The sequence below is a fragment of the Micromonospora polyrhachis genome, from assembly GCF_014203835.1.
GTDB classification, from domain to species: domain Bacteria; phylum Actinomycetota; class Actinomycetes; order Mycobacteriales; family Micromonosporaceae; genus Micromonospora_H; species Micromonospora_H polyrhachis.
This window is the reverse complement of record NZ_JACHJW010000001.1, coordinates 2,087,083-2,103,940: the sequence shown is the minus strand read 5'-3', so window position 1 is coordinate 2,103,940 and position 16,858 is coordinate 2,087,083. Positions and strand designations below refer to the sequence as shown.

Genomic DNA, 16,858 nt, shown 5'->3' with positions numbered 1-16,858 from the left:
AGGGCATGCAGGGGAACGCGCGACCCTGTGCGCGTGCCCATCCCGCACACCGCCCGAGAGATCGAGGCCGACCTAACCCGCCGCATCGCTGCGGGGGAGTTCCGGCCGGGCGCGCGGCTGCCCACGTATGACGCCTTGGCCGAGGAGTACGGCAGCGCCCGCCGGACCGTCGCCCGCGCCGTGGACGCGCTCAAGGCTCGCGGCTTGGTCGTCGGGGTGCCCGGCAGCGGCACCTACGTGGCCGAGTAGCCCCCGGCCGCCCGCTCCCCGCAGCGGCGACCGGGGGTGTGTTTTCGCTGCTCAGCCGCCCATCCGGGCGACCCCCACGGGGCACGTCATGCCGTTCGGGCCAATACCACACCATCCGTCAGGGTTCTTCGACGGGGCGAGGTACTGCTGGTGGTAGTCCTCGGCGAAGTAGTAGTCGCCCAGCTCACGGATCTCGGTGGTGATCTCCCCACGGCCGGTACGGGCGACCACCGGGGCGAACGCGTCCCGGGACGCCTCGGCGATCCGCTGTTGCTCCGGCGATGTGGTGTAGATCGCAGACCGGTACTGGGTGCCCACGTCGTTGCCCTGGCGCATGCCCTGGGTCGGGTCGTGGTTCTCCCAGAAGACCTTCAGCAGATCCTCGTAGCTGATCTTCGCCGGGTCGTACACCACCTGGATTACCTCGGCGTGCCCGGTGTGGCCGGAGCAGACCTCCTCGTACGAGGGGTTGGGGGTGAACCCGCCGGCATAGCCGGCCGAGGTGGATATCACCCCGGGCAGGCCCCAGAACAGCCGTTCGGCACCCCAGAAACAGCCCATCCCGAAGACGGCGACCTGGGCCCCGGCTGGCCACGGACCACGCAGGTTGCTGTCGAGCACCGCGTGCCGATCGGTCGACCGGACCGGGGTGTTCCGGCCGGGCAGCGCCTGGTCCGGGGCGGGCAGTTCAGCCTTCATGCGACGAAGGAACACGATGGGACTCCTCTCGTACCTGTCCAGCGTGTACAACGTCCGTGGCCCCCGCATCCTTACCCGGGTCCGGCCGGCGCACGCCTGAGGGCCTCGGGTGTGTTTGCCGTCCGTCAGCCGGGTAGTCGGCGGTAGCCGACCGGGAGGAAGTCGGTAGCCGACCGGGAGGAACGAGACGATGCGCAGCGTGGCACCCGACTACTTCGTGCCCGAGGAGGGGGCCGTCCTCACCCACCTGCTGATCGTGCGCGACGTCGACCGGTCGCGGGAGTTCTACCAGCGGGTGCTCGGGGCGGAACCGGTCCGGGAACGGCAGCCCTGCGTCCTGCGGTTCCACAACAGTTACATCGTGCTCAACACCGAGGGCGGTCCGACCGATGACAAACCGGAGATCCAGGCTCGGGCGGCACCGGAACCGGGCATGCTCGGCTCCGCCATGAACATCCGGGTACGCGACGTCCACGCGGTGTACGACGAGTGGCGGTCCCGGGGCGGGGAGTTCCTCACCGAGCCGAAGGACCACGGTGTGGAGATCCGCTGCTACCTGCGAGATCCGGATGGTTACCTGATCGAGGTAGGCCAGGGCACCGGGATCCTGGCCGAGATGGGTCGGGTCCCGGCCTGAGCCCGACCTATGCGGCTGCCTGACCTATGCGGCTGCCTGACCTATGCGGCTGCCTGACCTACGCGGCTGCCAGGGCGGCGGCGATCCGTTCGGCGTGGTCGGCGGCCTCGGTGTCGTCAGCGTACCGGTGCCGTGGCCAGAAGAACCCGCGCAGGCCGTCGCCCTTGGTTCGTGGCACGACGTGGGTGTGCAGGTGCGGTACGGACTGGGACACCCGGTTGTTGATCGCCACGAAGGTGCCGCCCGCGCCGAGCCCGGCCTCGACGGCGAGCGTGACCCGCCGGACCAGGCCGAAGTAGCCCGGCAACTCCGGGGCGGGCAGGTCGCCCAGCGTCTCGACGTGCTCCCGGGGCACCACCAGTACATGTCCCCGGAACACCGGCCGGGTATCGAGGAACGCCACCCCGGTCGGCTCGTCGGCGACCCGGAAGGCCGACGCCGAACCCGCGACGATGGCACAGAAGACACAGTCGGCCATCCGGGCAGACTAACCTCACTCAGATGAGTCACGGCTTTGAGACGCTCGCCATCCATGCCGGCCAGGAGCCGGACCCGCACACCGGGGCGGTGATCCCGCCGATCTACCAGACCAGCACCTTCGCGCAGGACGCCGTCGGCGAACCCCGGTTGGGCTACGAGTACAGCCGGTCGGCCAACCCGACCCGGGATGCCCTACAGGCCTGCCTGGCGACGCTGGAGCGGGGGCCGATCGGCCTGGCCTTCGCCAGCGGTCTGGCCGCCGAGGACACCCTGCTGCGTACCGTCTGCCGGCCAGGGGACCACGTCGTGATCCCGGACGACGCGTACGGTGGCACGTTCCGGCTGGTCGCCCGGGTGGCGCAGCGCTGGGGGCTGGGCTGGACGGCGGCGAAGGTCTCCGACCCGGACGCGGTCCGGGCCGCCATCCAACCCGGCAAGACGAAGCTCGTCTGGGTGGAGACACCGACCAACCCGCTGCTCGGCATCGCCGACATCGCCGCCCTGGCCGAGATCGCCCACGAGGCGGGTGCCCTGCTGGCGGTGGACAACACCTTCGCCTCGCCCTACCTCCAACAGCCCATCGCGCACGGTGCCGACGTCGTGATGCACTCCACCACCAAGTACGTCGGTGGCCACTCGGATGTGGTCGGTGGGGCGCTGATCGCCGCCAGCACCAACCTCGGTGAGGAGTTGGCCTTCCACCAGAACGCGATGGGCGCGGTCAGCGGGCCGTTCGACTCGTGGCTGACCCTGCGCGGCGTGAAGACCCTCGGCGTACGGATGGACCGGCACTGCGACAACGCCGAGCGGATCGCCGCCTACCTGGACGGCCACCCGGCGGTCAGCCAGGTGCTCTACCCGGGGCTGCCGGACCACCCGGGGCACGAGACGGCGGCCAAGCAGATGCGGCGCTTCGGCGGCATGATCTCCTTCCGGGTCACCGGTGGCGAGGAGCAGGCGGTACGGGTCTGCAACCAGGCCAAGCTGTTCGTCCTCGCCGAGTCGCTCGGTGGGGTCGAGTCCCTGATCGAGCACCCCGGCCGGATGACGCACGCCAGTGCTGCCGGCTCGCCGCTTGAAGTTCCCGCCGATCTCGTGCGACTGTCTGTCGGCATCGAGACGGCCGATGATCTGCTCGCCGACCTGGAGCAGGCTCTCGGCTGAGGCGCTGGGGAGGGGTGGCCGTGCAGGAGATCACGCAGACCTGGGTGGGCGCGACCGCGAAGCAGATCGCCCGGGCGGTCCGACGCGGTGACGCGTCGGCGACCCAGGTCGTTGCTGACCACCTGGACCACATCGCCACTGCGGATCGCGAGTTGTCCGCGTTCCGGGTGGTCCGGGCCGGTGAGGCGATCGTCGAGGCGGAGAAGGTCGACGAGCAGGAGGAGTTGGCCGATCTGCCGCTGGCCGGGGTGCCGGTCGCGGTCAAGGAGAACACCGCCGTGGCCGGCCTGCCCACCTGGAACGGCTCCGCTGCCGCCCGTAGCCCGATCGCCGAGGACGACCACGAGGTGGTCCGTCGGCTACGTGGGGCGGGCGCGGTCATCCTGGGCGTGACCCGGATGCCGGAGTTGGGCCTCTGGGCGCTCACCGACGACGAGACCTCGGTGACCCGGAACCCGTGGCGGGCCGACCGGACCCCGGGCGGCTCGTCGGGTGGGTCCGCCGCAGCGGTGGCGGCCGGGCTGGTGCCCATCGCGCACGGCAACGACGGGCTGGGTTCGATCCGGATCCCGGCCGCCTGTTGCGGGCTCGTCGGGCTCAAGCCGGGGCGTGGCGTGGTGCCCTGTCAGCTCGGTGCCAACGACTGGTTCGGGCTGGCCGAACACGGCATCCTGGCCACCACCGTCGCCGACGCGGCGGTGGGGTTCTCCGTACTCGCCGGCCGCCGGCCGGACAAGCTGGTGCCCCCGCAGCGGCTGCGGGTGGCGACCTCGCTGCGCTCGCCCGTGCGGGGTGTACGCGCCGACGAGCCCAACCGGGACGCGGTCGCCACCGCTTCCCGGTTGCTGGCGGCGGCCGGTCACGACACGATCGCCATCGACCCGGTCTATCCCACCGCGCTCAGTCTGCGCGGCACCGCCACCTGGTTCGCCGCAGCGGCCCAGGAGATTCGGGCGAGCGGCCTGGACCGGCGTAGCCTGCAACGACGTAGCCGGCGGCATGCGGCCGTGGGCGACTGGGTCGACCGGCGGGGTCTGGTCCGGGAGGCTGACCGGGCGCAGTGGCGGGAACGCTCGATCCGGTTCTTCGCCGACAACTCGGTGGACCTGCTGCTCACCCCGGCGCTGGCCGCCACGCCTCCGTCGGCCACCGGTTGGGCCGGTGGGTCCTGGCGGGCCAACCTGCTGACCAGCATCCGGTACGCCCCGTACGCGGCACCGTGGAACATCGCCGGCCTGCCGGCGCTGGTGGTGCCGGTCGGGCTGCGACCGGACGGGTTGCCGGTCGCAGCGCAACTGGTCGGGCCGCCGGGCTCGGAGCTGTTGCTGCTCGCCGTGGCCGGTCAGTTCGAGTTGGCCGCCCCGTGGCCCCGGCACGCGCCGAACTGGCCGCGCGTACCGACCGTCGCGGGTTGAGCCGGGTCGGGCGAGCGGGCCGCCGCCGGTTGAGCCGGGTCGGGCGAGCCGATCGACGGATCGACGGTCAACATCATGATCCTTTAGCGTGTGTGCACCTATTAACACGCGAGGATGGCTCGTCATGTCGTGCGGCACCTGCGGGGGCGAAATCTCCCCGCACTTCTCCGAGTGCTCCACCTGCCGGACCCCGGCGGACGCACCGATCCTGTGGCCGACCGCCACCACCTATCGGCTGGGCGGAGTCGGCCTCGCGGCCATGATCCTGGTCGGCGTGACGGTGCTCACCAACGTGGCGCTGGCGCTGGTGCCGGGCCTCGGTCGGGTCGTGGCCGAGCAGACAACCCGGGACGGCGACGCCGATCCGTTGGTGCTCGCCATCCTCGCCGAGGCGCTGCTGGCCATCGCGAGTGGCGTGGCCATCGTGGCCGCCGCCGTACTGGTCATCATCTGGTGCTACCGGGCGTACAAGAACCTCGAAGCCTTTCCGGATGCCGGACAGACCCTCTCCAGCGGCTGGGCCATCGCCGGCTGGCTCGTGCCGTTCGCCAATTTCGTCGTACCCTGCCGGGTGATGGCGAACATCGCCCGGGACAGCCTGTGGCGGGCGCGCACCCCGGTCCTGGTCGGCGTCTGGTGGGCCGCCTGGCTGGTATACGTGATCTCCGACTGGTACGTCGACGTGGTTGATCGCGGCAAGGCAGACGAACTGCCCTTCCCTGAGGGCCGTTACCACGCCGGGTTGTACGCCGACTACTACGCCGCAGCGCTGCCCCGCAACCTGCTGCCGATGATCGCGAGCATCGTGGCCGGGGTGCTACTCATCGTGCTGATCAGAAAGATCTCCACGGCACAGGACCGCCGGATCGCGCGGGGCCAGCCGTCGGCTCCGGTGCTGCCGGCCATGATCGTCCCCTACCTGCCGGTGCCGCCGGAGGCGGGTGACACCATCAAGGCATGACGCAGCTGGTCGGCCTGGCCGACGTACAGGCCGCGCGGGAACTGCTCGCCGGCATCACCCGTACCACCCCGTTGGAGCCGTCCCGGCCACTCAGCGCCGCCCTCGGCGGCACCGCCTGGCTCAAGTGCGAGCATCTACAGCGCGCCGGGGCGTACAAGGTGCGGGGGGCGTACGTGCGGATCGCCCGACTCTCCCCGGCCGAGCGGGCCGGCGGAGTGGTGGCGGCCAGTGCCGGCAACCACGCTCAGGGGGTGGCGCTCGCCGCCGGCCTGCTCGGCACCACGGCCACGGTCTTCATGCCGGTGGGCGCTCCGCTGCCGAAGGTGGCGGCCACCAAGGGGTACGGCGCCCGGATCGAACTGGTCGGCAGCAGCGTCGACGAGTCACTGGTCGCCGCGAAGGAGTTCGCCGACCGGACCGGGGCGGTCTTCATCCACCCGTTCGACCATCACGACGTGATCGCCGGTCAGGGCACGGTCGCGCTGGAGATCCTGGAGCAGTGCCCCGAGGTGCGGACGATCGTCGCCGGCATCGGCGGCGGTGGCCTGATCTCGGGCATCGCGGTCGCGGCCAAGGCGCTGCGGCCGGACGTACGGGTGATCGGGGTGCAGGCGGCCGGCGCGGCAGCCTTTCCGCCCTCGCTGGTGGCCGGCGCACCGGTACGGCTGCCGGAGCACGCCACCATCGCCGACGGCATCGCCGTCGGACGTCCCGGTGACGTCACCTTCGCGCACGTACGCGAACTGGTCGACGAGGTGGTCACGGTCTCGGAGGAGGACATCTCGCGGGCTCTGCTGATGCTGTTGGAGCGGAGCAAGCAGGTGGTGGAACCGGCGGGGGCGGTCGGCGTGGCCGCCCTGCTGGCCGGTGCGGTCCAGGTCGAGACGCCGGTGGTGGCGGTGCTATCCGGCGGCAACATCGACCCGCTGCTGTTGCTCCGGGTGATCGAGCACGGGCTGGCGGCGGCCGGTCGCTACCTGCGGTTCACGGTGCGGTGTACGGACCGGCCAGGGCAGTTGGCGTTACTGCTGCACCAGATCGCCGAGCACCGGGGCAACGTGGTGGACGTGGAGCACCAGCGGCAGAATCCGCATCTGCGGCTCGGTGAGGTCGAGGTGGCGCTCTCGGTCGAGACCCGGGGGGCGGAACACTCCGAGAAGTTGATCAGCGCGCTGCGGGGCAGCGGCTACCAGGTGGTCTTCGCCTGATCGGGCTGGGAGAGTCGTCTCCCAGCCCGACCGGCGAGTGGTCGAACTCAGCCGCCGAAGGGCTCGAATCGGTCCACGGTGACCTTGATGTCGGCACCGCTCGGCGCGGTGTAGGTAACGGTTTGCCCGGACCGGGCGCCAAGGATCGCCTTGCCGAGCGCCGACTCCGGGCTGTAGACGGTCAGGTCCGTCGTCGAGGAGATCTCCCGCGAGCCGAGCAGGAAGGTCTCGGTGTCCGACTCGTCGTCGTCGAAGTGGATCGTGACCACGGTGCCGGGGGCGACCGCGTCGGCGCTCGGTGCCTCGCCGACCTGCGCGGTACGCAGCAGTTCCTGGAGGTAGCGGATGCGTGCCTCCTGCTTGCCCTGCTCTTCACGGGCGGCATGGTAGCCGCCGTTCTCCCGCAGATCGCCCTCCTCACGCCGGGCGTTGATCTCGGCGGCGATGGCCGGCCGACCTGCGATCAACTCGTCGAGTTCGGCCTGAAGTCGGTCGTACGCGTCCTGGGACAACCAGGTGGCGGGCGCCTCGCGGTCGGTCACAGACGATCTCCTTGGATGGACGGCGGGACGGGCCTACCGTTACTGACAAGAACTACCAAGTTACCAGTGGGACGCCGCAACGACGTCCGATGATCTTCGCTCGCCTCATCACCCGCCCGGGTCGGCGGGTCAGCCTGCCAGCCGGCGGAACCCGTCGGTGGTCCGGGCCGTCAACGGTCTGAGCCGTCCCTGGCCGGCCCTGTCAGCGGCCTGAAGCGGCTGAGGTGGGGTGGCGACAGTGCCGAGAGGTCGGGTGGCGACAGTGGCCGAGGTCGGGTGGCGACCAGGGTCAGTCGGCGGCCCGGCAGCGCAGCACCTCACCGAGGAAGGCCCGGCCGGTGGTGACCAGCCGGTGCTGCACGACCAGGTGCTCCTCGCCGGCCGTGGCGGTGACCCGGACCTCTTCCCGGGCCACTTCCGCACCATCCCGGGAGCGGGCCCGCAGCACACAGACAGCCGAGCTGTCAGCCGGCACCGTGACCTGGAACTTCACCAGAATCTGCGTGTCGGTGACGTCGGTGTAGGTGATCACTTCGGCGTCGTAGGCCGGATCCCCGTACTGCTGGTAGAGCCGTACCGACATCAGTGCCATGGCCGCCAACAGCCCGACCGCCAACAGGCCCACGAGCCATGGCCGGCCACGCCGGGTGGCACGACGCCGGCCGTACCGCCCGGGCGGGAAGGTCGGTACGGATGTGGCGTGCGTCTCGGACACCGGAGGAAATCTCCTACGCTTGTTGTCGGTTATATCGGCCAGAATGACAGGGTCCATCTTGTCAGTCGGCTGGTCGGCCGGCGCCGGCAGGTGGCCCGACCAGGCGCAGGTCAGACTATCCGGCCCGGGTCGGTAACGGGGAACAGACGAGGGAGTGCCCGAGTTGGCAGAGCAGCTACGCCTCATGGCCGTCCACGCCCACCCGGACGACGAGTCGAGCAAGGGTGCCGCGACCATGGCCAGGTACCTCGCCGAGGGAGCCCAGGTCCTGGTGGTGACGTGCACCGGGGGTGAGCGGGGCAGCGTCCTCAACCCGAAGCTGGACCGTCCCGACGTCTGGAGCAACATCGCCGATATCCGGCGTGCCGAGATGGATGCCGCCCGCGCCATCCTCGGCGTCGAGCAGGCCTGGCTGGGCTTCGTTGACTCGGGGCTACCCGAGGGCGACCCGCTACCGCCGCTGCCCGAGGGGTGTTTCGCGCTCCAGGACGTCGAGGTTGCCGCCGGTCCGCTGGTGCGCCTGATGCGGGAGTTCCGCCCGCACGTGGTGACCACCTACGACGAGAACGGCGGTTACCCGCACCCGGACCACATCATGTGTCACAAGATCAGCATGGCGGCGTTCGAGGCGGCCGGCGACCCGACCCGCTACCCGGAACTGGGCGAGCCGTGGCAGCCGCTGAAGCTCTACTACGACATCGGCTTCTCCAAGGCCAAGATCATGGCGTTGCACGAGGCCATGCTGGCTGCCGGGCACGAGTCGCCGTACGTCGAGTGGCTCCAGCGGTGGGGTGACGGCCCGGACAAGGGGGCGCGGATCACCACCCAGGTCGAATGCGGACAGTACTTCCCGGTCCGGGACGACGCGCTGCGGGCCCATGCCACCCAGGTCGACCCGGACGGCTTCTGGTTCCACGTGCCGATGGAGATCCAGCGGCAGGCGTGGCCGACCGAAGATTTCGAGCTTGCTCGATCCCTGGTGGAGAGCCCGCTGCCGGAGTCCGACCTGTTCGCCGGGGTGCGGGCCGTTGGGGCCGTGGACACCACCGATCCACGCTGACGGGTGGGGGCGTAACGTGGACCCAGTTGCGCACTGCGAAGGAGTCCAGTCATGTTGACCGCCGCACAGGTGCTCGCGGAGAACAACTTCGGGGACACCCGGACCGGCGGGCTGGCCGGCCCGATGGGCCTGTTCCTCATCGTGCTGCTGGCGATCGCCACGGTGCTGTTGATCCGCAACATGAACGGTCGGCTGCGCCGTCTGCCTGAGCGGTTCCCGGACCAGCCGGCTGACGGTTCCGTCGACCGATCGGCAGCCACAGTCCTTGATCCGACAGCTGGCCAGGTGGCCCAGGAACCCGACGGAAAGTCCGCCAAAGCCGCTCACCAGGGGCGGGACCCACACTCGGGGGCATGATGCCGGCCAACCGGGCCCTCCGACCCCTGTTGCACGCCACCGGTTTGGCTTAGCCTTCCCGCCGGGGACCAAAAGTCCCCGCAGCATGCGCGGAAGGGGGCACCGATGTCGGTGGGACGATTCGTCGCCCCGCATTTCCCCCACGCACAACGGGTCACGTCGGCGCGTACCCGGTCGAGGCCCGAGGCCCGATGCCCAGGCCGTCGGATGCCCAGCGCAACAGGGCGTCCGGCCGGGGGAGATCCGTGACGACCGGCGAGCGGATCCGGCGGCTCGTCGCCCACAGCGGCTCTACGGAGCTTCCGCCACGCCTCCAGGCCGTCACCGGCACCCTGCTCGTCACCGCGCTCGTCGTGGCCGGGGCGGGTCTCGCCCTGCCGGCGGATCCGCCATCCGACGAAGCGCTACCGGCCCCGGTCCGGTTCGGCCTCGTCGTCGGGGTGACCATGTGTGCACACCTCGCCCGGTTACGGTTCCGGATCGCGACCGGCGAGGTCGGCGTCGCGTGGGGCGAAGCGGCCTTCGTCGTCGCCTGCTATCTCGCGCCACCCGGCTGGCTGCCCGCCGCCACCCTGCTCGGCACCGGACTTGCCTGGACCCTGTCAGCGATCTTCACGGACCGGGGGCCAGCCGTCAAGGTCGTGCACAACGCCGCGGCACTGACCATCGCCGTGGCGCTCGCCGCCGGCGTCACCGCCATCTTCGGCACCCCGCTCGGGACCGGACTGACGCCCAGCCTCGCCGTCGGACTGGCCCTCGGTGCGATCACCTATCTGCTGGTCGCGGTGGGGGTGGCCGGGATCACGATGTCACTACGCCACCGGTTGCCCCTCGGGCCGCTGCTGCTGCGGGTGCTGCGGGGAAAGTTGCTGATGTTCGTCGGCAACGTGCTGTTCGGCCTCGCTGTGGTCACCCTGGTCGATCTCGACCCCCGCTGGCTGATGCTCCTGCCCCCCGCGCTGTGGCTGCTTCACCAGACCTACCACCACCAGCTACGGGCCGATGACGAACGCCGGACCTGGCGAGCCTTTGCCGAGGCCACCAGGGCGCTCAACCAACTCGACGAACGCGACGTCGCCACCGCCGGTATCGGCGGCGCGCTGGTCCTGTTCGGTGCGGAACTGGTCGACGTCGACGTACTCCGCCGGGACGGACGGTGGTGGCGCTACCGGGGCGACGCGAGTGGTCGAGTGGTGGACCGGGAGTTGACGTTGCCACCGCGTCCGGAGGGGAGCGATCACGGACTGACCCGGTCCCTGATGGTGGGTGCCGTGCACGTCGGAGAGCTGCGGGTCCGGTTCCCCCGCTCGGTCCGACCGGACGAGCGCGAGCAGGACGCCCTGTCAGCGTACGGCGATGCCCTCGGTGCGGCCCTGCACGACGCCGCCACCCACTGCGAACTGCGCATCGTGACGGCCCGCTCCTCCTATGAGGCGCTGCACGACCCGCTCACCAGCCTGGTCAACCGAGCGGCGATGCTCAGCAAGGGTGACCTGGCCCTGCATCAACTCGGTCACGACCATCCGGTGGCCCTGCTGCTGTTGGACATCAACGACTTCAAAGAGGTCAACGACACGCTGGGACACGCGGCCGGTGACGAGCTGCTCCAGGTGGCCGGTGCCCGGCTGGCGACGCTGGCCCGACCAGGTGAGTTGCTCGGACGCCTCGGTGGGGACGAGTTCGCCTTGTTGATTACCGGCCTGCCGGTGCTCGGCGAGCCCACCTCCGGGGCCGATCGGCTCCCGCCGACGCTGCCCGCGTTGCGTCGGGCCCGGGAGATCGTGGACCGGCTCGCCGATCCGTCCGAGGTGGCCGGCGTACGGATGTCGGTGGAGGTCTCGGTGGGCGTGGTGGTGGCCGGTGCGGGCACCGCCGACATGACCGAGCTGCTGCGCCGGGCCGACATCGCCATGTACCAGGCGAAGGAGGGCGGCAGCAGCGTCGCCGCGTACGACAGCAGTCGGGACGCGGCCAGCACCGATCAGCTCGCGTTGCTGGCCGAACTCCGGGAGGCGCTGGAGAGCGACGACCAGCTCGTCCTGGCCCTGCAACCGGCGGTCGACCTGACGACCGGGGCACCGACCGGGGTGGAGGCGCTGATCCGTTGGCAGCATCCTCGCCGGGGCTGGCTCAACCCGGCCGACTTCGTTCGGCCGGTCGAAGGCAGCGAACTGCTCGGGGCGTTCACCCGCTATGTCATCGACAAGGCACTCGCGGTGGCCGCCGAGTGGGCTCGGCACGGCCTCGACGTACCGATCTCGATCAACTTGTCGGCCCGCAGCCTGCTCGATCCCCGGCTGCCCGCCGAGGTGGCCGACACGCTGCGTCGTCACCAGGTGCCGCCGCACCGGGTCGTCCTGGAGATCACCGAGACGGTGATGATGAGCGAGCTGGAGGTCATCGACGACGTGCTCGCCGCCCTCCGGGCGATGGGCGTGCAGCTCGCCGTGGACGACTTCGGTACCGGATTCTCGTCGTTGACCTTCCTGACCCGCATCACCGTGGACGAGTTGAAGGTGGACCGGTCGTTCGTGATGCGGATGGCCGAGTCGCCGGAGGCCGCCGCGATCGTCCGGACCACCGTGGAGCTGGGCCGGGAGCTGGGACTACGGGTGGTCGCCGAAGGCGTGGAGACCGCCGACCAGCGGGCGGTCCTGGCCGAGCTGGGCTGCACCGCCGCCCAGGGCTACCACTTCTTCAAGCCGATGCCCTCCGACAAGATCGTGATCGTGCTGCGCTCGCTGCTGGACGCCCCGTCGGCCCGGATCTTCCCGCTCCGCGCCGACGGGGCTTCGTAGCCCTCCGGGCAGCGCGATCGCATCGGCCGGGGCGGACCCCGCGCGGGGCGGCCCCCGGGCTGGATATGGTCGTCAGGTGAATCGACTGGCCAGCGCGACCAGCCCGTACCTACAGCAGCACGCCGACAACCCGGTCGACTGGTGGCCGTGGTGCGACGAGGCGTTCGCCGAGGCCCGGCGACGGGACGTACCGGTGCTGATCTCTGTTGGTTACTCAGCATGTCATTGGTGCCACGTCATGGCGCACGAGTCGTTCGAGGACGAGGCCGTCGGCCGGCTGTTGAACGAGAACTTCGTGTCGATCAAAGTGGACCGGGAGGAACGCCCGGACGTCGACGCCGTCTACATGACCGCCACCCAGGCGATGAGCGGGCAGGGTGGCTGGCCGATGACCGTCTTCGCCACCCCGGACGGCACCCCGTTCTTCTGCGGCACCTACTTTCCCCGCGCCAACTTCGTACGGTTGCTGGAATCGGTGACCACGGCGTGGCGTGACCAGCGCGAAGAGGTGTTGCGGCAGGGGGCGGCCGTGGTCGAGGCGATCGGCGGCGCGCAGGCCGTCGGGGGACCCACCGCGCCGCTCACCGCCGAGTTGCTGGACGCCGCCGCCGAGCAGCTCGCCAAGGAGTACGACTCGACGAATGGCGGCTTTGGCGGGGCACCCAAGTTCCCGCCGCACATGAACCTGCTCTTCCTGCTGCGGTACTACCAGCGCACCGGCTCCGCTGAGGCGCTGGAGATCGTCCGGCACACCTGCGAGGCGATGGCCCGAGGTGGCCTCTACGACCAGCTCGCCGGCGGCTTCGCCCGCTATTCGGTGGACGGGCACTGGACCGTGCCGCACTTCGAGAAGATGCTCTACGACAACGCGCTGCTGCTGCGGGTCTACACCCAGCTGTGGCGGCTGACCGGTGACCCGCTGGCCCGCCGGGTCGCCCAGGACACCGCCTGGTTCCTCGCCAACGATCTCCACCGGTCGGGGGGCGGGTTCGCGTCGGCGCTGGACGCCGACGCCGACGGCGTCGAAGGCCTGACCTACGCCTGGACCCCGGCCCAACTAGTCGAGGTACTCGGCCAGGAGGACGGGGCCTGGGCCGCCGACCTGTTCGGGGTGACCTCCGCTGGCACCTTTGAACACGGCACCAGCGTGCTGCGGCTGGCCCGGGACATCGACGACGCCGACCCGGCGGTGCAGCAGCGTTGGTGGAACGTCACCCACCGGCTGCTGGCGGCTCGGCTCAACCGCCCGCAGCCGATGCGGGACGACAAGGTGGTCGCCGCCTGGAACGGGCTGGCGATCACCGCCATCGCCGAGTTTAGCCAGTACGCCGACACCTTCGGCCCGGCCGGCGAGGATGATTCGTCCCAGACGATGGAGAGCGTCGCCGACGCGGCCTGGGGGGCGATGCGGGAGGCTGCCGAGGAGTTGGCAAACGTGCACATCGTCGACGGGCGGCTGCGCCGGGTGTCCCGGGATGGTGTGGTCGGCGAGCCGGCCGGGGTACTGGACGACTACGGCTGCGTGGCCGAGGCGTTCTGCGCCATGCACCAGATCACCGGCGAGGGCCGCTGGTTGGAGTTGGCCGGCGGGCTGCTCGACACGGCGCTAGCCCGGTTCGCCACCGGCAACGACGGGTTCTACGACACCGCCGACGACGCCGAACAACTGGTCACCCGACCGGCCGACCCGACCGACAACGCCACCCCGTCGGGGCTGTCGTCGTTGGTCGCCGCGCTGGTGACGTACTCGGCGTTGACCGGGGAGCCCAGCTATCGGGAGGCCGCCGAACTGGCGCTCGGCACGGTCGCGCCGATCGTCGGGCAGCACGCCCGGTTCACCGGCTACGCGGCGGCCGTGGGGGAGGCGCTGCTCTCCGGCCCGTACGAGATTGCGATCGTCACCACCGATCGGGCCGAGGAGCCGCTGCTGCGGACCGCTCACCGGCACGCCCCGCCCGGAGCGGTGATCGTGGCGGGCACCGCCGACCAGGCCGGCGTGCCGCTGCTGCGGGACCGGACGACCCTCGACGGGGCCCCGACCGCGTACGTCTGCCGGGGGTTCGTCTGCGACCGACCGGTCACCTCGGTGGAGGAGTTGATCGCGCAGCTCGGCTAGTGCCGGCTAGTGCCGGGCGGCCGCGTGCTAGTCGGATGTTAGGGCCAGAGCAGTTCCCGGACCCAGTCGCCGGTGTCGCCGGCCCGCCGGTAGCGCAACCGAATGTGCTCGCGCTGCCGATCGGCCTGCCAGAACTCGACGGAGTCGGGGCGTACGACGTACACCACGTGGGTGTCGGGGGCCACGGTCGGGTCGGCGGCGATCCTGGCCCGGGCCGCTGCCAGCGCCTCGGTCAGCTCTGTCCGATCGGTCAGCACCTCGCTCTGCCGGCCGACCAGGCTCGCGATCCGGGAGCCCTCCGGCCGGGCCAGGAAGTCCTGCCGGGAGACGGTGGGGTCGGCGGGCCGGGCGATGCCGCGTACCCGGATCTGCCGGCCCTGCTCCCGCCAGTGGAAGCTGAGCGCCACCCGGGGATTCGCGGCGACGTGCCGGCCCTTGACGCTGGTCGAGGTGGTCGCGTAGGCGAAGTTGCCCTCGGCGTCCAGGTCCTTGAGGATCAGCACCCGCGCGTCGGGCTGCCCGTCGGCGTCCACGGTCGAGAGGGTCATGGCGTGCGGCTCGGTCACCCCGGCGGCGACGGCCTCGGTCAACCAGCCGACGAAGAGCTCCGTCGGCTCCGGCGGGGCACCCTCGACGTCGAACTCTGGCATCGGATGGGCCAGTACGGGCAGACCACGGAGAAGGTCGCGCACGGGGATGCTCACTTTCTGGGCCAGCGATTGGGGGCGGTTGCCCGGTCGACGCTACGCTGATCGCCGTTATGGATCCTCGTACCGGTCTTCCCGTAGTCGGCATGGTGGGCGGTGGCCAGCTGGCCCGGATGACCCACCAGGCCGCGATCGCCCTCGGCCAGTCCCTGCGTGTCCTCGCGCTCACCCCGGAGGATGGTGCCGCGCTGGTTGCCGCCGACGTCCGGTACGGGGACCACACCGACCTCGCCGCCCTTCGTACCTTCGCCAAGGGGTGTGACGTGGTCACCTTCGACCACGAGCACGTGCCCACCGAGCACATTCGGGCGCTGGCGGCCGAGGGCGTACCGGTCCATCCGGGGGTGGACGCGTTGATCTACGCCCAGGACAAGCGGGCCATGCGGGAACGGCTGTCGACGCTGGCACCGATGCCCGCCTGGCAGCCGGTCAACCTGCCCGAGGACGTGGTCGAGTTCGGCGACCGGGTCGGCTGGCCGGTGGTGCTCAAGGCGGCCCGGGGCGGCTACGACGGCCGGGGGGTGTGGCTGGTCTCCGACGCCCAGGAGGCGACCGAGCAGACCGCCCGGCTGATCGAGGCCGGCACTCCGCTGATCGTCGAGGAACGGGTGGCGCTGCGCCGGGAGTTGGCCGTGCAGGTGGCCCGCTCGCCGTTCGGACAGGTGGCGGCGTACCCGGTGGTGGAGACCGTGCAGCGCGAGGGCATCTGCGTCGAGGTGCTCGCGCCGGCCCCGGCACTGCCCGAGGCGCTGGCCCTGCGGGCCCAGCAGCTCGCCATCGACATCGCCAACGCGCTCGGCGTGGTCGGCATGCTCGCCGTCGAACTCTTCGAGGTCGACGGTGTCGGCGAGTCGGGGCTGGTGGTCAACGAGTTGGCCATGCGGCCGCACAACTCCGGGCACTGGACCATCGAGGGGGCCCGGACCTCGCAGTTCGAGCAGCATCTGCGGGCGGTGCTCGACTATCCGATGGGGGAGACCACGTTGACCGCGCCGGCCGTGGTGATGGCCAATGTGCTCGGTGGTCCGGACGGCGGGATGTCGATCGACGAGCGGCTGCATCATCTCTTCGCCGCCGATCCCGGGGCCAAGGTGCACCTCTACGGCAAGCAGGTCCGCCCCGGGCGGAAGATCGGGCACGTCACGGTGCTCGGCGACGACATGGAAGACGTACGGGCGCGTGCCGCACGCGCCGCACGATGGCTGCGGGAGGGCAAGTGAGCCTGGTCGGCGTGATCATGGGTAGTGACTCGGACTGGGCCACCATGAAGGGGGCCGCCGAGGCGCTCGACGAGTTCGGCGTCGACTACGAGGTGGGCGTCGTGTCGGCGCACCGTACCCCGGTCAAGATGATCGAGTACGGCCGGGCGGCAGCCGACCGGGGGATCCGGGTGATCATCGCCGGTGCCGGCGGGGCGGCACATCTGCCCGGCATGGTCGCGTCGGTCACCCCGTTGCCGGTGATCGGGGTGCCGGTGCCGCTGAAGTACCTGGACGGGATGGACTCGCTGCTGTCGATCGTGCAGATGCCGGCCGGGGTGCCGGTGGCCACCGTGTCGATCGGCGGTGCCCGCAACGCTGGCCTGCTGGCCGTCCGCATCCTGGCCGCCAGTGATGACGCCCTGCGTGCCCGAATGACGGCGTTCCAGGCGGATCTGGAGACGTTGGTCGCCGAGAAGGACGCCGCCCTCCGCGCCTCACTGACCTGAGCCGCGCGGCGGGCCTCGCTGGCCTGAGCCGCCCTCCGCGCC

Annotated in this window: 16 protein-coding genes and 2 pseudogenes; 13 read left to right on the top strand and 5 right to left on the bottom strand. The window is 70.9% G+C overall.

Annotated features, from left to right (window positions below; genetic code table 11):
• The first annotated feature begins 33 nt into the window (after nucleotides 1–33).
• A complete protein-coding gene (locus FHR38_RS33180) occupies nucleotides 34–249 on the top strand; it encodes a winged helix-turn-helix domain-containing protein (protein ID WP_184534184.1) in 216 nt (71 codons plus the stop codon).
• Between the two features lie 51 nt (nucleotides 250–300).
• Here the strand turns inward: FHR38_RS33180 and msrA are convergent, their stop codons facing one another.
• The gene (msrA, locus tag FHR38_RS08630; protein ID WP_184534183.1) at nucleotides 301–963 is read right to left on the bottom strand and encodes a peptide-methionine (S)-S-oxide reductase MsrA; all 663 of its coding nucleotides are present in this window, start codon (nucleotides 961–963) and stop codon (nucleotides 301–303) included.
• 175 nt (nucleotides 964–1,138) lie between these two features.
• Between msrA and FHR38_RS08625 the strand changes: the two genes are divergently transcribed.
• Entirely contained in the window at nucleotides 1,139–1,585 is a 447-nt protein-coding gene (locus tag FHR38_RS08625) for a VOC family protein (protein WP_184534182.1), read from the top strand.
• Nucleotides 1,586–1,643: 58 nt separating this feature from the next.
• Here the strand turns inward: FHR38_RS08625 and FHR38_RS08620 are convergent, their stop codons facing one another.
• Nucleotides 1,644–2,063 carry an HIT family protein gene (locus FHR38_RS08620; RefSeq protein WP_184534181.1) on the bottom strand — a complete coding sequence of 140 codons (420 nt, stop codon included), beginning with the start codon at nucleotides 2,061–2,063 and terminating at the stop codon, nucleotides 1,644–1,646.
• Nucleotides 2,064–2,086: 23 nt separating this feature from the next.
• Between FHR38_RS08620 and FHR38_RS08615 the strand changes: the two genes are divergently transcribed.
• From FHR38_RS08615 to ilvA, 4 genes are all read left to right on the top strand, one after another.
• Nucleotides 2,087–3,229 carry a cystathionine gamma-synthase gene (locus FHR38_RS08615; protein WP_184534180.1) on the top strand — a complete coding sequence of 381 codons (1,143 nt, stop codon included), beginning with the start codon at nucleotides 2,087–2,089 and terminating at the stop codon, nucleotides 3,227–3,229.
• Between the two features lie 14 nt (nucleotides 3,230–3,243).
• A complete protein-coding gene (locus FHR38_RS08610) occupies nucleotides 3,244–4,644 on the top strand; it encodes an amidase (RefSeq protein ID WP_184534179.1) in 1,401 nt (466 codons plus the stop codon).
• A 124-nt stretch (nucleotides 4,645–4,768) separates the two neighbouring features.
• On the top strand, nucleotides 4,769–5,605 hold the full coding sequence (locus tag FHR38_RS08605) for a DUF4328 domain-containing protein (RefSeq protein WP_184534178.1): 837 nt from the start codon (nucleotides 4,769–4,771) through the stop codon (nucleotides 5,603–5,605).
• On the top strand, nucleotides 5,602–6,813 hold the full coding sequence (gene ilvA / locus FHR38_RS08600) for a threonine ammonia-lyase (RefSeq protein ID WP_184534177.1): 1,212 nt from the start codon (nucleotides 5,602–5,604) through the stop codon (nucleotides 6,811–6,813). Before FHR38_RS08605 ends, ilvA begins: the two co-directional genes overlap by 4 nt.
• Before the next feature lie 47 nt (nucleotides 6,814–6,860).
• Here ilvA and greA read toward each other — a convergent pair whose 3' ends face one another.
• A complete protein-coding gene (greA, locus tag FHR38_RS08595; RefSeq protein WP_184534176.1) occupies nucleotides 6,861–7,355 on the bottom strand; it encodes a transcription elongation factor GreA in 495 nt (164 codons plus the stop codon).
• Between the two features lie 289 nt (nucleotides 7,356–7,644).
• Entirely contained in the window at nucleotides 7,645–8,070 is a 426-nt protein-coding gene (locus FHR38_RS08590; protein WP_184534175.1) for a DUF4307 domain-containing protein, read from the bottom strand.
• Nucleotides 8,071–8,233: 163 nt separating this feature from the next.
• Here FHR38_RS08590 and mca point away from each other — a divergent pair, with 163 nt between their 5' ends.
• The 5 genes and pseudogenes from mca to FHR38_RS33535 form a co-directional block, all read left to right on the top strand.
• Complete coding sequence (gene mca / locus FHR38_RS08585) at nucleotides 8,234–9,130, top strand: mycothiol conjugate amidase Mca (RefSeq protein WP_184539410.1); 897 nt, start codon at nucleotides 8,234–8,236, stop codon at nucleotides 9,128–9,130.
• 51 nt (nucleotides 9,131–9,181) lie between these two features.
• Entirely contained in the window at nucleotides 9,182–9,487 is a 306-nt protein-coding gene (locus tag FHR38_RS08580) for a hypothetical protein (RefSeq protein ID WP_184534174.1), read from the top strand.
• Nucleotides 9,488–9,819: 332 nt separating this feature from the next.
• Nucleotides 9,820–12,285: a putative bifunctional diguanylate cyclase/phosphodiesterase gene (locus FHR38_RS08575; protein ID WP_246447038.1), complete on the top strand. Its 2,466-nt coding sequence runs from the start codon at nucleotides 9,820–9,822 to the stop codon at nucleotides 12,283–12,285.
• A gap of 76 nt (nucleotides 12,286–12,361) precedes the next feature.
• Nucleotides 12,362–13,610, top strand: a pseudogene (locus tag FHR38_RS33540) (thioredoxin domain-containing protein); the annotation flags it as partial.
• 74 nt (nucleotides 13,611–13,684) lie between these two features.
• Nucleotides 13,685–14,401, top strand: a pseudogene (locus FHR38_RS33535) (hypothetical protein); the annotation flags it as partial.
• A gap of 38 nt (nucleotides 14,402–14,439) precedes the next feature.
• On the opposite strand, the gene FHR38_RS08565 reads toward FHR38_RS33535, so the two are convergent.
• Nucleotides 14,440–15,093, bottom strand: coding sequence for a pyridoxine/pyridoxamine 5'-phosphate oxidase (locus FHR38_RS08565; RefSeq protein WP_312881974.1), 654 nt, complete (start codon nucleotides 15,091–15,093; stop codon nucleotides 14,440–14,442).
• 68 nt (nucleotides 15,094–15,161) lie between these two features.
• Here FHR38_RS08565 and FHR38_RS08560 point away from each other — a divergent pair, with 68 nt between their 5' ends.
• Nucleotides 15,162–16,328, top strand: a complete 1,167-nt coding sequence (locus FHR38_RS08560) for a 5-(carboxyamino)imidazole ribonucleotide synthase (protein WP_184534171.1) — start codon at nucleotides 15,162–15,164, stop codon at nucleotides 16,326–16,328.
• Nucleotides 16,325–16,816: a 5-(carboxyamino)imidazole ribonucleotide mutase gene (gene purE / locus FHR38_RS08555; RefSeq protein ID WP_184534170.1), complete on the top strand. Its 492-nt coding sequence runs from the start codon at nucleotides 16,325–16,327 to the stop codon at nucleotides 16,814–16,816. Before FHR38_RS08560 ends, purE begins: the two co-directional genes overlap by 4 nt.
• Nucleotides 16,817–16,858: the final 42 nt, after the last annotated feature.